Source organism: Glutamicibacter sp. MOO4, from assembly GCF_056934395.1.
The window spans coordinates 174432-188104 of the sequence record NZ_CM167800.1 but is presented as its reverse complement, the minus strand read 5'-3'; the positions used below and the strand labels follow the sequence as shown (position 1 = coordinate 188104).

13 protein-coding genes are annotated in these 13673 nt (G+C 54.8%); 7 read left to right on the top strand and 6 right to left on the bottom strand.

Going from position 1 to position 13673, the window contains the following annotated elements; all coding sequences use genetic code 11:
* Nucleotides 1–6 precede the first annotated feature (6 nt).
* Together AC1Z3F_RS00860 and AC1Z3F_RS00855 are read left to right on the top strand one after the other, a co-directional pair.
* Entirely contained in the window at nucleotides 7–1047 is a 1041-nt protein-coding gene (locus AC1Z3F_RS00860) for a methionine synthase (protein WP_483566338.1), read from the top strand.
* Nucleotides 1034–1582 (top strand): flavin reductase family protein, encoded by a 549-nt coding sequence (locus AC1Z3F_RS00855; RefSeq protein WP_262198249.1) that lies wholly within the window; start codon nucleotides 1034–1036, stop codon nucleotides 1580–1582. The genes AC1Z3F_RS00860 and AC1Z3F_RS00855 overlap by 14 nt, the downstream gene beginning before the upstream one ends.
* 66 nt (nucleotides 1583–1648) lie before the next feature.
* Here AC1Z3F_RS00855 and AC1Z3F_RS00850 read toward each other — a convergent pair whose 3' ends face one another.
* The 3 genes from AC1Z3F_RS00850 to AC1Z3F_RS00840 form a co-directional block, all read right to left on the bottom strand.
* A complete protein-coding gene (locus tag AC1Z3F_RS00850) occupies nucleotides 1649–2800 on the bottom strand; it encodes a hypothetical protein (protein ID WP_483566337.1) in 1152 nt (383 codons plus the stop codon).
* A 215-nt stretch (nucleotides 2801–3015) separates the two neighbouring features.
* A complete protein-coding gene (locus AC1Z3F_RS00845) occupies nucleotides 3016–3474 on the bottom strand; it encodes a hypothetical protein (RefSeq protein WP_131090240.1) in 459 nt (152 codons plus the stop codon).
* Nucleotides 3475–3863: 389 nt separating this feature from the next.
* Nucleotides 3864–4058 (bottom strand): hypothetical protein, encoded by a 195-nt coding sequence (locus AC1Z3F_RS00840; RefSeq protein WP_131090241.1) that lies wholly within the window; start codon nucleotides 4056–4058, stop codon nucleotides 3864–3866.
* Between the two features lie 117 nt (nucleotides 4059–4175).
* Here AC1Z3F_RS00840 and AC1Z3F_RS00835 point away from each other — a divergent pair, with 117 nt between their 5' ends.
* The gene (locus AC1Z3F_RS00835; RefSeq protein ID WP_483566336.1) at nucleotides 4176–5123 is read left to right on the top strand and encodes a 2-hydroxyacid dehydrogenase; all 948 of its coding nucleotides are present in this window, start codon (nucleotides 4176–4178) and stop codon (nucleotides 5121–5123) included.
* Nucleotides 5124–5163: 40 nt separating this feature from the next.
* Nucleotides 5164–6696 carry a deoxyguanosinetriphosphate triphosphohydrolase family protein gene (locus AC1Z3F_RS00830; protein WP_444612816.1) on the top strand — a complete coding sequence of 511 codons (1533 nt, stop codon included), beginning with the start codon at nucleotides 5164–5166 and terminating at the stop codon, nucleotides 6694–6696.
* A 30-nt stretch (nucleotides 6697–6726) separates the two neighbouring features.
* Here AC1Z3F_RS00830 and AC1Z3F_RS00825 read toward each other — a convergent pair whose 3' ends face one another.
* Complete coding sequence (locus tag AC1Z3F_RS00825; RefSeq protein ID WP_483566335.1) at nucleotides 6727–7281, bottom strand: RNase H family protein; 555 nt, start codon at nucleotides 7279–7281, stop codon at nucleotides 6727–6729.
* Nucleotides 7282–7338: 57 nt separating this feature from the next.
* Between AC1Z3F_RS00825 and AC1Z3F_RS00820 the strand changes: the two genes are divergently transcribed.
* Both AC1Z3F_RS00820 and AC1Z3F_RS00815 read left to right on the top strand, forming a co-directional pair.
* Nucleotides 7339–7716 (top strand): hypothetical protein, encoded by a 378-nt coding sequence (locus tag AC1Z3F_RS00820; protein WP_483566334.1) that lies wholly within the window; start codon nucleotides 7339–7341, stop codon nucleotides 7714–7716.
* A gap of 753 nt (nucleotides 7717–8469) precedes the next feature.
* The gene (locus AC1Z3F_RS00815) at nucleotides 8470–8835 is read left to right on the top strand and encodes a hypothetical protein (RefSeq protein ID WP_483566333.1); all 366 of its coding nucleotides are present in this window, start codon (nucleotides 8470–8472) and stop codon (nucleotides 8833–8835) included.
* A gap of 124 nt (nucleotides 8836–8959) precedes the next feature.
* Here AC1Z3F_RS00815 and AC1Z3F_RS00810 read toward each other — a convergent pair whose 3' ends face one another.
* Both AC1Z3F_RS00810 and AC1Z3F_RS00805 read right to left on the bottom strand, forming a co-directional pair.
* A complete protein-coding gene (locus AC1Z3F_RS00810) occupies nucleotides 8960–11182 on the bottom strand; it encodes an NADP-dependent isocitrate dehydrogenase (RefSeq protein ID WP_483566332.1) in 2223 nt (740 codons plus the stop codon).
* 221 nt (nucleotides 11183–11403) lie between these two features.
* A complete protein-coding gene (locus tag AC1Z3F_RS00805) occupies nucleotides 11404–12003 on the bottom strand; it encodes a TetR/AcrR family transcriptional regulator (protein WP_483566331.1) in 600 nt (199 codons plus the stop codon).
* A gap of 210 nt (nucleotides 12004–12213) precedes the next feature.
* Here AC1Z3F_RS00805 and AC1Z3F_RS00800 point away from each other — a divergent pair, with 210 nt between their 5' ends.
* Nucleotides 12214–13617: a DHA2 family efflux MFS transporter permease subunit gene (locus AC1Z3F_RS00800; RefSeq protein ID WP_483566330.1), complete on the top strand. Its 1404-nt coding sequence runs from the start codon at nucleotides 12214–12216 to the stop codon at nucleotides 13615–13617.
* The last annotated feature ends 56 nt before the right edge of the window (nucleotides 13618–13673 follow it).

Below are 13673 nucleotides of genomic sequence, written 5' to 3'. Positions count from 1 at the left end.
TAAACGATGACTTCAAAGCTAATTCCAACCTCAATCGTCGGCAGCCTCCCCAAGCCTTCATGGCTGGCCCAACCTGAGACCCTGTGGTCCGATTGGAAGCTCCAAGGTTCCGAGCTGAGCGAAGGAAAGCAAGATGCCATGCGCGCTGCCGTACTGGAGCAGACTCAGCGTGGCATCGACATCATTAGCGATGGCGAACAGACCCGTCAGCACTTCGTCACAACCTTCATTGAGCACCTGAGCGGTGTTGACTTTGAAAAGCGTGAGACCGTGCGCATCCGCAACCGCTACGACGCAAGCGTGCCCACTGTTGTTGGTGCAGTAGAGCGAAAAAAGCCAGTATTTGTTGACGATGCAAAGTTCCTGCGTTCATACACTGACAAGCAGATTAAGTGGACGTTGCCTGGCCCAATGACCATGGTGGACACCTTGTATGACGCTCACTACCAGAGCCGCGAAAAATTGGCCTGGGAGTTCGCTACCATCCTGAATCAGGAAGCCAAGGAACTCGAAGCCGCTGGAGTGGATGTCATCCAGTTCGACGAGCCAGCGTTCAACGTCTTTTTTGACGAAGTTGCTGACTGGGGCATTGCTGCGCTGGAGCGCTCATGCGCAGGGTTAAAAGCTGAAACCGTCGCTCACATCTGTTTCGGTTACGGCATCAAGGCTAATAATGATTGGAAGGCCACCCTCGGCGCTCAGTGGCGCCACTACGAGAAGTCCTTCCCACTGCTGCAGGCTTCAACCATCAACACCGTATCTTTGGAATCGCACCACTCCAACGTGCCGATTGAAGTCGTTGAGATGGTCCGTGGCAAGAAGGTCATGCTCGGCGCCATCGACGTAGCCAGTGAAACCGTTGAAAGTCCAGAAGAAGTCGCTCAGACTCTGCGCAAGGCGTTGGAATTTGTGGACGCGGACAAGCTGATTGCCAGCACCAACTGTGGCATGGCACCGTTCCCTCGCGACACTGCGCTGGCAAAGCTCAGCGCTTTGAGCGCCGGAGCGTCCATCCTGCGCGAGGAGCTCGTCGGTGCCAGCGTCTAAGGTCACCATCGACGCTACCGATTCGCTATCCGCGGATGACTTCAAAGCTGTCTTCCGCGGACACCCGGGTGGTGTCAGCGTCATTACGGCAGATGCTGGCGACGGGCCCGTTGCGCTCACTGCCACCTCGGTGGCATCAATCAGCGTTGATCCACCGCTATTGGTCTTTTCGATCTCGGCGTTATCTTCGGCTGCCGACGTTCTTTCTCGTGCGGCAACGATCGTCGTTCATAGCCTGGATGTGCACGACCTTGAGGTTGCCAAACTGGGTGCAACCAGCGGCATTGACCGCTTCGCACAGAGCCAGTCGTGGACACGTTTAAGCACCGGCGAAACGGTGTTTGACAACGTTCGTGCGTGGGTCCGCTGCGATGTTATTCAACGGATTCAGGCCGGAACTTCCACGGTGATTGTTGCCCGCGCTCTGCAGGCGCACATTGAACGTGATGCTCAGCCGGGCGAACTTGGTGACGCGTTGGTTTACCACAACCGTTCGTGGCATCACCTCAACGAAAATTCACGCCTAAACGGTTAAAACTCTTCGGCCGCCGTCTCATAGACGGCGGCCGAACGGCTTTAGCTGGTCCAATGTCTCTTTGCGTTAGTGCTTGGTCGACTTTCGACGGCCGAGAGCAACAAAGATCACACCGGCAAGGGCCACCAGCAGCCCCGCTACTCCAGCGGTGACTCCGTCAAAGCCAGTGTTCGCCAGTACTGGTGTTGCGGAGTCGGCGCTCTTCTTTGTGTCGTGCTTCTTAGCCGAAGGCGCTGCACTGACATCCCCGGCAGGCTCGATTTCTGCGCTAGCCGACGCAGATTCACTCTCCGATGGAACCATCTCCTGATCAGTTTGTGGTTCGTCGATATCATCGTCTTCTTGCTCCGGCTGGATCCCGAAGAACAATTCAAGGTAGTACGCTCGCAGTTCGGGATTATGGGCAAAGACTTCTTCGAGGAACGCCTGGAACTCAGTGGCGTCTTCATCGCTTTCGATACTTTCGGCGATGAATGGCAGCATCAGGTCAAGCAGTTCGAGGCCTTGGTCGGTGCTTAAGTAAGCTTCCCACTGGGCTTCATCCCAGTCGAAGCTTTCCTCGGGAAGAAGGTCGGTAATGGACTCCCAGAAAGCCAGCTCTTCGTCGGAAAGCTCGGATTCTTCGTCCCAGATGTCATCTTCAGCAAACAATTCGTCAAGAAGACGGTTCATCTCCTGCCCGGCTTCAGTTTGCTCGAAAGCTTCCCATTGAGCTTCGTCCCAATCCTCGCTGCCCTCAGGCATCAGAGCATCGATTTGGGCCCAGCGAGGGTCTTCGTCCTGGTCTGCAACGTCCGTTGGCGTGCTCGTGGACTCTGCTGACTCACTTGCTTCGGCGGTAACCTCCGTTGTGGCTTCGGGCTCCGGGGCCGACGAGGATTCTGCCACCATAGGCTCAGATTCGACGGCCACATCTGACTGGTCTGCTTGGGTTTCCGAGGGCTCGGGTGTCGGGGAAATAGCAGGTTCTGACGTTGCAACCTCGACAGGCTCTTCTACATCTGGAGTCGCCTCTGACTCAGTCGGAACGACGGCCGCTTCTGATTCGATGACTTCTTCTACAGGCGATTCCGGTGCAACAGTAACGACGACTGGCTCCGTCGGAGAGTCAACTGACGCTGAAGATTCAGCTGGACTCGAAATGGCCTCGTCCGTAACCACTTCTGCATTTGCTGCCGGGCCACAAAGCACCAATCCTGAGATTAGTACAGTGGACATTGCTGCCGCGCCTAATTTAGTTTTCAATTATCCTGCTTCAAAGGGTGCGAATCGGCGTAATGCATCACGTCATCATGAATCATGAATTTGCAAATAAATACATGCTGACCTGTGCCGATAGATTGATGATTGAATCTAATGTAGCCCATTAACTGAAGAACCACAATGGAATTTTCTCACAAATCGCTAGGGGCAATCGCCGAATCAATGACTGTCTATTCGGCTTTTTGTCCACGAAGCAGTTCTTGTATTTCGGCGGTCACGGCATTTAGCGCCAGTTGGACCTCTACCGCTTTTCTCTTCCATTCTTCGTTCGATTCGTCGTCCACGAACGCGCGCAACCCTGCATCGTCACGATCAACGGCGCCTAGCCAATTCTTCGGCAATCGCTCCGCACCTAGCGCGCCGACCAGTGCCGCCGCTTCGGCACCCATGTCAGTGCTCTTTTCCTTGTCGACATGACCGCCACGACGGCGGAGCTGTCCAAGGCGCAATAACGATTCAAGCTCAAACATGAGCGTCGCTTGTCTCACTGCGAGTTCGCGGTCCTTCGCCGCGATTGATCGGGCGTTGCGCCGATCCAACGCCGACACAATCAACGCAACAATGGACGCACCAACGGCAACCACCACAGCGGCCGCCTGAACCCAGAGGGTTGTCTCTTCTGTAGTCATAACTGAACTATAGGAAGTGCCGCCGACACTTTGGACTAACTATGCACCGTTCAGATTGGTCCACGGCGCCCCGGCGTCCTGAACCGTGTCCAACATGAACTCACACCATGCGTGGGCCGCCGATACGGAAAAGTCCGCATTGTGCGGATATAGATCGAAGCGCGCCTCGCTGGAACCATGCTCGGCGCTTCTTGATTCGCCAAGGCCTACTGCAACTACAGATAGCTAGCCGAGAATGCACCTCGTGGGCTGCTGCGCGTCCGCACCACTGCCAAGGCTGGGCAAGTGCACGCCAAGACTTAAATGGGCGTCCCGTACAAGTTCCGATTTGTCCGGCTTCTCTGGTTCTTGACCTCGGCACACAACTACGTCCCGAACCGATATGGCGCCTACCGGCGGTTGGACTCGGCAACCATCGCGCCGGCATGGAGCACGGCTCCGGACACCACCAGCAGCCCGCCTCCAGCCGGTTCTCCGAGCACGAAAACGATTAGGCCGATTACTACCAACGTCCATCCGATAACCATTGTCGAGGTGGAACCTGCTGAGACCTTCCGGCCATTGCGCTCTGAAGTTTGAGTCATACCCTGATTCTATCCACTGGATCATTTCCACGCAGACCAATACGCTCGGCGCTCGACGATTGAGTGCACTTCTGACGCCGGACTTGTCCAGCTACAGACAGAACAGACACAATAGCCATGTACCCACCGATGATTGGAATTTCCTTGATCCTTCGTGTTCTCGTCCCCTGGCAGGATCTCGTCGACGAGTTGACGCTTCCCGGCATAGAACCGATCCTGTGGCACATCGACGATGATCCGCACGATGCGCCTGAAGCCGACGTCCTGGTCACCGAACGTCCGAGCAACCCTCGTCTACGTTCAAGAGTCTCTCGCATCAAGGGACTGAAGCATGTCCACCTGCTTTCCATCGGATACGAGTGGGTTCTGGAGCATCTTCCGAAACAAGTGTCATTAACAAATTCCAAGGGTGCCGTGGAAGACGCCACCGCCGAACACTGCCTTGCTTTGGTTCTGGCATCTCTGCGCCAGCTGCCGCGAGTCGGCCAGCAGCAGCGCGAGCGGCAGTGGACCAGAACATGGACCAGCTCGCTGCACGGGTCTAAGGTGGTGCTCCTTGGTGCTGGTGGAGTGGGCAGTGAAATCCGCTCGCGGTTGCAGCCCTTCAAACCTGCCGAGCTAACTTCTATTGCCCGCACTGAACGAGTCCATGAGCAGGGCTACCCTGTTCATTCCTTTAATCAACTCCGGGCTGTTCTTCCCACCGCCGATGTGGTGATTGTTGCCCTGCCGCAGACCCCGGAAACCGAGCAGCTTGTCGATGCCGAATTCCTCTCGGCAATGAAAAACGGCTCGTTACTGGTCAATGTGGGTCGCGGGCCCCTCATCGACACCGAAGCGCTGTTACCGGAACTGCAATCCGGCAGGCTGCATGCGGCCTTGGATGTCACCGACCCCGAGCCGCTGCCGGCACATCATGCACTGTGGAGCGCGCCGAATTGCATCATCACCCCGCACATGGCTGGAGACACCGGGCAGTTCATTGCTCTGGTCAGTGAACTGGCAGTAAATCAGGTCATTGCCTTTGCGCACGGTGAAAAACTCGCCAACCGAATCATCAATTGACTCGGCGTTGAGCAGCCGATCCCCTAGGCTGGTTCCTACGATGGATACCAGAGTTAAAACGCATCAGACCGGCGGACGAGTCCGCGACATCGCCGAGCAGGATCATGCTGGTGAGGATGAGTTCCGCGTTGACGTAGAACGCATCCGCTTCTCTCCGTATTTTTCACGTCTCTCCTCGGTCACGCAGGTGATTCCGCAGGGTGGTTCGGGAACCCTGGTGCATAACCGTTTGACGCATTCGCTCAAGGTCTCGGCAGTGGCTCGCTCCATCGCGATCAACCTCAGATCAACAGATGAATCAACTAGGAGACTAATCTCCGATTTGGGTGGTTGCGACCCTGTGGTTGTACAGGCGGCGGCCGCAGCACACGACCTAGGCCACCCACCTTTTGGTCATCTTGGCGAACAAGAACTCGATCGGGTCGCCCGTAATATGTTGGGCCTGCCGGACGGTTTTGAGGGCAACGCTCAGAGCTTCCGCATCCTCACCGCTTTGGACAGTTGCGGAGCTACTCCACGCGGAATGAACCTCACACGAGCGGTTCGGGCAGCGGTTTTGAAGTACCCCTGGACGCGCAATGAGTGGCGAAGTAAGGGACCGATTTCCCCAGAGCTGCTGCCCCGTGGCATCGGCACAGACCCATCTGCCGGAGCGATGAAATACTCTGCCTACGACATCGAAGCCGCAGAGATGGCAGATGTACTTTCAGTATTTCCCGGTATTGCCCAATATCAGCAGACCTTGGAATGCTCGGTAATGGATATTGCTGACGACATTGCTTACGCGGTCCATGACCTTGATGATTTCTACCGCGCCGGCATTTTGCAGTACACGAGCGTCTCGGCCGAATTACGAGCATGGCTGGATCACTCTGCCGAGCTCAAAACGCTGAAGACGGCAGAGTTGGATCAGCGCCAACCAGGGCACGCCTTGGAGCTAACTTGGCGTCGCCTTGTGGCAAAGGACCCTTGGATCGCTAATCCTGATGCGTTCCGTGATTCCGTGCGACGCGTGGACCATGACTTGGTTGACGGACTCCTAGCGGTTCCTTATGACGGAGGGCTGCAGGCCGATCGTGCGGTGACCGCTTTTACGCGCCGTTGGATCGACAGGCTCCAGGCATCGGTGACGGTTGATCGGACACCGATTGTTCGTAGCGGCCATATTCGTCTGAGCGAGGAGGCCTGGCATGACGTTGTTGTCCTCAAGTTTGTACACTCACGCTTCGTTCTGGACCGGTCCGACTTGGCCGTTTATCAGCGCGGCCAGACTAGGATCATCCGCTCTTTGGCAGAAGGATTTAATACCTGGCTCAATGATCCAGATGACGCAGGCCGCGCACCGCGACGGCTTTTAGATTCTGTAGAAGCAACGACGGAGGAATACCGGCATCTGCGAGAGACCAACCCTGAACTGTTCTCTCAGGCTGGACCGAACGAAATTCAACGGTTGGGTCAGGCACGAGCCATCGTCGATTACATTGCTTCATTCACCGATACGCAAGCAGTCTCGTTGAACTCACTACTCACGGGAACCTCGGACAGTCTTTGGGAAGCAGGGCGAGGGCTGTAACCACCGTTGGCGGTTCAGCCCAATCCCGCGCTACACGGCTAGTGCGAGTTCAGAGAGTTCCTCAGCAACAATCTTCTGCATCAAGGAATAGGTCTGCTCGGGATTAATTCCTGCGTTGAAGTGTCGTGCCATGAGTACGGCCATCCGGTCAGCGGCTTCATTAAAGCAATTGCCGTTGTGCCCACGCACCCAAATAGCACGAGTGTCTCCCCTGCGACGCGCCATCGCTACATCAATCGCGATGTCATGAGCGCCCCGTTGGCCCTGAAGTCCACTGACGGCATCATTTACGGATTTGACCAACGCCTTGCAGTCGCTAAACATGATGAGGTCCGAATCTACGGGCGTGTGGCGAAGCGCCAATAATGCCCCAGTGGTTTCTGCCATCAACGGACTACGTGAAAAACGCTTGGGTGCAACTTGCGAAGCCCAATGTCCTTGCATGGTGACCATGACTCCGGCACCTCGATCTTGTCCGTGATGAGGAAGCGAACCGTCGGTATAAGCAATGACCGAAGACCGTGATTGATAGGCCTGCCGGGTAGCAGCCAGGGCCTGAGTGTTCACGTGATTTGCAAGTTCCATATTGAGGCCGAATAACCATGCAGGATTCAAGCAAAAAACTGGGTTCGAAGCTAAATCTTGATGTCCGAGTCCGTCACGATTCGAAATGAGAATGTCTATCGCACCGGAACAAGCAATCCGGCTACTGCCAGTAAACTCCGCGATGACATCGAGAATCGCCACATCCAACTCGCCGATGCCACAAGTTCCGGTCAGGGTGATGACAGGACGGTGGATGGAATCACACAGCGTAACGGCAAAATCGAAGTGCAGGCCCCTCTGACTGCGTTGAGCCAGATGTCCATGCGACATTATCGACGAAGAAAATGGCACGTAGCCATGTTTTTGCCCTGTTGCGTCGCGCGTAAATGCGGAGCGTTCTACAACGGCAAGAATTCTGGTGGGTTGTGTTTGGCGCGCCTCGGTAGCAAATCTCCGCACCCCATCAGCATCTAAAACTATGGATATCCGAGATCCTGGGAAATGAGCAGACATCATCCCTCCTAGCGCCTAAATGACTTGAAAATGATCCTACTGCCATTCACCGACACTTTGGTTTCTGACGCGTTAAATATCCTGTTTCTTTGGCGATAAAAGCAATTAGTGAATCCAACAATTCCAGCACCAACCCTCGTTGTACCGGCTTTCACCACGTGAGGGCCCACTGTAATGCGCCGGAAGAATCGGACTGTATTCTTATCGCCTCTAGTCAGGAGCGCCTCTAACTGCGCAAAAAATATTGACCGTTACCCCTGCACGAGTAACGGTCAATACTGTCTGCTCAACAGCAGCGGTCTAAAGTTCTAGAGGCCCAGGCTATGGATCAGCTCGGCCAGGGACACAAGGAGATTGCTCAACATCAAAAATACCTCAATCGATTTCGTTGCGTAGTTTCTTTCAGCCAGTCACAGATTCTCTTCCTGACAATTACGACACTATTATCATTGGGTTCAAAGCAAAAGTGATTTAGACAAAATGAGAAAGTTTTTACACTCAGGAAATGAGCGTTTTACATGGTCAGTGTTGATTCGCTTTCCTTCGTTTGATAAGCGCCATCACCTTGCCAGGCGCCACGAAGTCGACTCGCAAGAAGTCTGACTTAGGACAGTTCACCAAAGTGTTGGTGCCGAATGCCCTTGAACAGGCCTATCGAACTGCCACTAGCTACTGTTGGTATAGGGCCCGATCCGACTTGAGCAAGGCGAGACAATGAGATTCTTCAAGAGCCAATTTCACAGCGACTATTCCGACCCTACCGATAGCTTGGGCCTGCACGTGTTGGACGAAGGATCTGAAGAGCTCTATACCTACAACAACTACCGCGATGTGTGGCTCATGGATCGAGTGAGTGCCGGGCACTATTTCTTCCCTGAGCTCTATGCGGAAGTAGGTCACCTGGTTTTTGAAGAGGTCACGGCAGAAGACGTCCCCGCCCTACTTGGTGAACTGGAGTCCGTTGCTTCTGAACCGCCTGCGCATCATCAGCACGTTCAAGGCGCCGAGCCCTCCGAGCGTGAACAAACCGATGGGTTGACGTCTGCGCAGCTGGGTATAGCGCAGCGCCCAAAAGAGTAGGAAGCCCCGACGAGGAAGAATCACGCCCCGGCCTAACGTGAGCACTGGAAACTATCTTGATGCATTACTTAAAAGTTTGGGGCGCCACCCGCAGGTGACGCCTCAAACTAGCTAACTTTGGTGACTACTTGGTCAACAGTTCCAGAGCCTTGTTCAGCGTTGCGCTTGGGCGCATAACCGCTGCGGTCTTAGCTTCGTCCGGACGGTAGTAACCGCCCAGGTCAACAGCCTTACCCTGAACCTCGGCGAGCTCGGAAACAATAGCTTCCTCGTTCTCGTCCAGTGCCTTGGCTACTGCGGAGAAGGCTTCAGCTAGCTGAGCGTCCTTGTCCTGCTTAGCCAGTTCTTCTGCCCAGAACTTAGCCAGGTAGAAGTGGCTGCCACGGTTGTCCAGTTCGCCAACCTTGCGCTTAGGCGACTTGTCTTCCAGCAGGAAGGAGCCGGTTGCGGCATCCAAGGTGTCTGCCAGAACCTGAGCGCGAGCGTTGTCGTTGTTCACTGCAAGGTGCTCGAAAGAAGCGCCCAAAGCCATGAATTCGCCCAGCGAATCCCAACGCAGGTGGTTTTCGTTCACCAGCTGCTGCACGTGCTTTGGAGCAGATCCACCAGCACCGGTTTCGAACAGTCCGCCACCAGCGAGCAGTGGAACGATCGAAAGCATCTTGGCCGAGGTACCCAATTCAAGAATTGGGAACAGGTCAGTCAGGTAGTCACGCAGTACGTTACCGGTCACCGAGATGGTGTCCTCACCCTTACGGATGCGGTCGATGGTGTACTTGGTGGCATCTTCTGGGGACAGGATTTCGATGGTCAGGCCATCGGTGTCCAGTTCCTTGAGGTACTCGTTGACCTTGGTAATCAGCACGGCATCGTGTGCGCGCTTCTCATCAAGCCAGAACACTGCAGGAGTCTGGGATGCGCGGGCACGGTTCACTGCCAGCTTTACCCAGTCACGGATTGCAACGTCCTTGGCCTGGCATGCACGCCAGATGTCACCGGTGAAGACCTGGTGCTCGATGAGCACTGCGTCGTTCTCGTCAACGATCTGTACGTGACCATTGCCAGCGATTTCGAAAGTCTTGTCGTGGGAGCCGTATTCTTCGGCCTTCTGAGCCATCAGACCAACGTTTGGCACGGTACCCATGGTGGTTGGATCGTAAGCACCGTTGGCACGGCAGTCATCGATAACAACCTGGTAGATGCCTGCGTAGGAGGAATCCGGAAGAACAGCCAGGGTGTCTGCGGTGTTGCCCTTGGCATCCCACATCTTGCCGCCCAGGCGGATCATTGCTGGCATGGAAGCGTCAACGATAACGTCCGATGGGACGTGCAGGTTGGTGATGCCCTTGTCGGAATCGACCATGGCAACTGCCGGGCCTTCTTCCAGACCCTTAGCGATCAGCTTCTCAACGCCGGCGCGAACCTCGTCAGAGAGTTCATCCAAGCCGCCGAGGATAGCTGCCAGACCGTTATTTGGGTTCAGGCCAGCTGCAGCCAGCTCGTCACCGTAGGTAGCGAACAGCTCGGAGAAGTATGCCTTGACTACGTGACCGAAGATGATTGGGTCAGAAACCTTCATCATGGTGGCCTTCAGGTGAGCCGAGAACAGCACACCCTCTTCCTTGGCGCGAGCCACGGAGTTCTTCAGGAACTCGTCCAGTGCAGCAACCTGCAGGACGGTGCCGTCGATAACTTCGTCTTTAAGAACGTCGAAAGGCTTCTTTAGAACCTTTACTTCGCCGTCTTCGCCAACAAAGCGGATCGAGATCTTCTTGTCCTGGTCAATGACGATGGACTTCTCGTTCGAAGCGAAGTCGTCAGCGCCCATGGTGGCAACGTTGGTCTTCGAATCTGCAGTCCATGCACCCATGGAGTGTGGGTACTTGCGAGCGTAGTTCTTTACGCTCAGTGGTGCGCGGCGGTCCGAGTTACCCTCGCGCAGCACTGGGTTCACAGCCGAACCCTTGATCTTGTCGTAACGTGCGCGAACGTCGGTCTCTTCATCCGAAGATGGATTGTCCGGGTAATCAGGCAGTGCGTATCCGGCAGCCTGCAGCTCGGCAATAACGGCCTTGAGCTGTGGGATGGAAGCCGAGATGTTTGGCAGCTTGATGATGTTAGCTTCTGGGGACTTAGCTAGATCGCCAAGTTCTGCCAGAGCATCGCTGATGCGCTGTTCTTCGGTGACATAGTCAGGGAAGGTAGCGATAACGCGGCCTGCCAGCGAGATGTCGCGGGTCTCTAATTCCACGCCTGCAGTCGAAGCGAAGGCCTCAACGATTGGCAGGAACGAGTGAGTCGCCAACATTGGCGCTTCATCGGTGTGGGTGTAAATAATCTTGGCCATAAGGTGTGGCGTCTCCCTGAACGTCGTGCGGAAGCGGTGTTAACCGCCCTGAACTCAACGTTCCAAATCTACCCGATTTTGGCGTGCACCACACTTTCACGAAGTGCGAAACCTTTTGCGGAATGCCAATTTTTCCCCGAAATGCCGGGATGAATAGCATCGGAGCGGTTTGTCACATTTAAGTTAATCTGCCATAACTCAATGGTGATTTTCCTGCACCTTTAGGAGTCCGACGGGCCTGCAGCCGAAATTTGCGCCATTTCCTTGACCGCTTGCTCAAAGAATTGAGAGGGAGCGGCACTAGTTCCAGATTTTTCCGCTTGGGTAAAGCACTGCCAAGCAACACGCCAGGTAGAAGCCACCATCTCCGAAATCAGCATCGCTTGCATTGGCGTTAACAGTCCCCGCGATATCAAAGATTGGCTCAGCTCCACCACGAGTTCTTGTTCCCGCTGAGTGGCAATCAACAACAATTTGGGGTCAGCGAGCATAAGCCGGGTGACCCTACGGAACTCATGCTGTTCGATCTCCGCAGAAAAATGTTCTCGGCACACGTGAAGCAACGACTGGAAAATCAGCGAAGCGGAGGTACCTTTGGCGATCTCTAGGTCAGTGAGCGCGGTGACCAGCTCGCCCTGGCCGGGAACGATGGCAGATTCTTTGGAATCAAAGTAACGGAAGAACGTGCGAGAAGAGATCCCAACTCGTTGTGCAATTCGAGCCACCGTCGTGGCTTCCAGCCCAAGCTCTTCCACAAGATCTAAGGATGCAACTTGAATCTTGCGCCAAGTTTCGGCCTTGCGCTGATCACGAATCCCCATGCATTCCTCCATACCTTTAGATCCTAGTGATCGTCTCACGACTCTGATGCAAAAGTAGTTTCCTGTCACACTGTGACACTTTGACTTACGAAATTCTGTCACTCTGTGACACTATTTGAAAGTTGAGAACTCCAAGAAAGAGGAAAAGTGACGTCGGAACGTACAGAAACCGAACCCGTAGCATCACCATCGCATCCTGTTGAAACACAGTTGAGCACCAAACAGCTCACCGGGATCATCGCTGCACTGGCTTTGGCAGCTTTCATGATGATCCTGAACGAAACTGTATTAACCGTGGCCCTGCCGGGGATCATGTCAGATATGGACATCACTGCCGCCACCGGGCAGTGGCTGACAACAGGATTCCTCCTAACCATGTCTGTGGTGATTCCGACTACCGGTTTCTTGCTTCAGCGCTTCAATCACCGCTCGCTGTTCATGTTTGCCATCATTAGTTTCTTGGTGGGTACTGGCATTGCCGTTTTTGCTCCTAGCTTTGCCTTCTTGCTTCTGGCCCGAATCATTCAGGCGCTAGGAACAGCGATCGTCTTGCCTTTGCTGATGACCACCACCTTGACCTTGGTGCCGGTTCAAAAGCGTGGCACCATCATGGGCCTAAACTCCATCGTTATCGGCGTCGGCCCAGCGATCGGCCCGACGGTATCTGGCGCCATTGTCCACGCCCTGAGCTGGCATTACGTCTTTGCGCTAATGCTTCCCATCGCTGCTCTGGTGCTAGTACTTGGCATCATCTTCTTCAAGGTTCCAAGCAACGTCCGCAAGATCCGCGTTGATGCAGTCTCCGTCGTGTTGTCGGCGCTGGCATTCGGATTCTTGGTTTATGGAATTTCCAGTATTGAGCATGCGGCCAGTAACCCGGTCCTGACCATTCTCAGCTTTGCTATCGGCATCGTTTCGCTAGCCATCTTCATCAAACGACAGATTTCACTCACCGGTCAGGGCCGCGAGCTGCTGAACCTTTCGGCTTTCAAGTCTCGTGAATTCACGTTCTCCATAGTCATGATCATGATCGCCTTTGGCACGCTGCTCGGTTCATTGATGATCATCCCGATTTTGCTGGAGTCAGGCCAAGGCATCGACTCACTAAAGATTGGCATGATGCTCCTGCCTGGCGGTGTCGCTCAGATCATCGTTTCGCCAATTTTTGGTCGCATCTACGACAAGCACGGTCCACGACCAGTACTGATCCCAGGTGCCATCATGCTGGCCGCAGGTCAATGGCTCTACACCTTGGTTGGCGCGGAGAGTGAACTGTGGATGTTTATGCTGACCCACATTGTCTTCTCCATCGGACTGGCATTGCTCATGACCGGATTAATGTCTTCGGCGATGTCATCGCTGAACCCACGACTCTTCGGCCACGGTTCAGCAATCTTTAACACCGGCCAACAGCTTGCCGGCGCCATCGGCACCACCATTTTTGTCACCATCATGTCAGTAGTTTCCAAAGCAAAAATCGCCGACGGAACCGCAGCCACGCAGGGCTTGTTCCTAGGTGCGCATATCGCGTTTATCGTCGGGGCCATCCTCGCAACCATCAGCATTGCCTTCGCCTTCCGGATCAAAGGCAATCGACAAAGCGCTGGCCACTAAATAGCCAGAGCACCAACCGCACAGGGCGCCGCGGAAGGATCAGGACGACGGGGTCT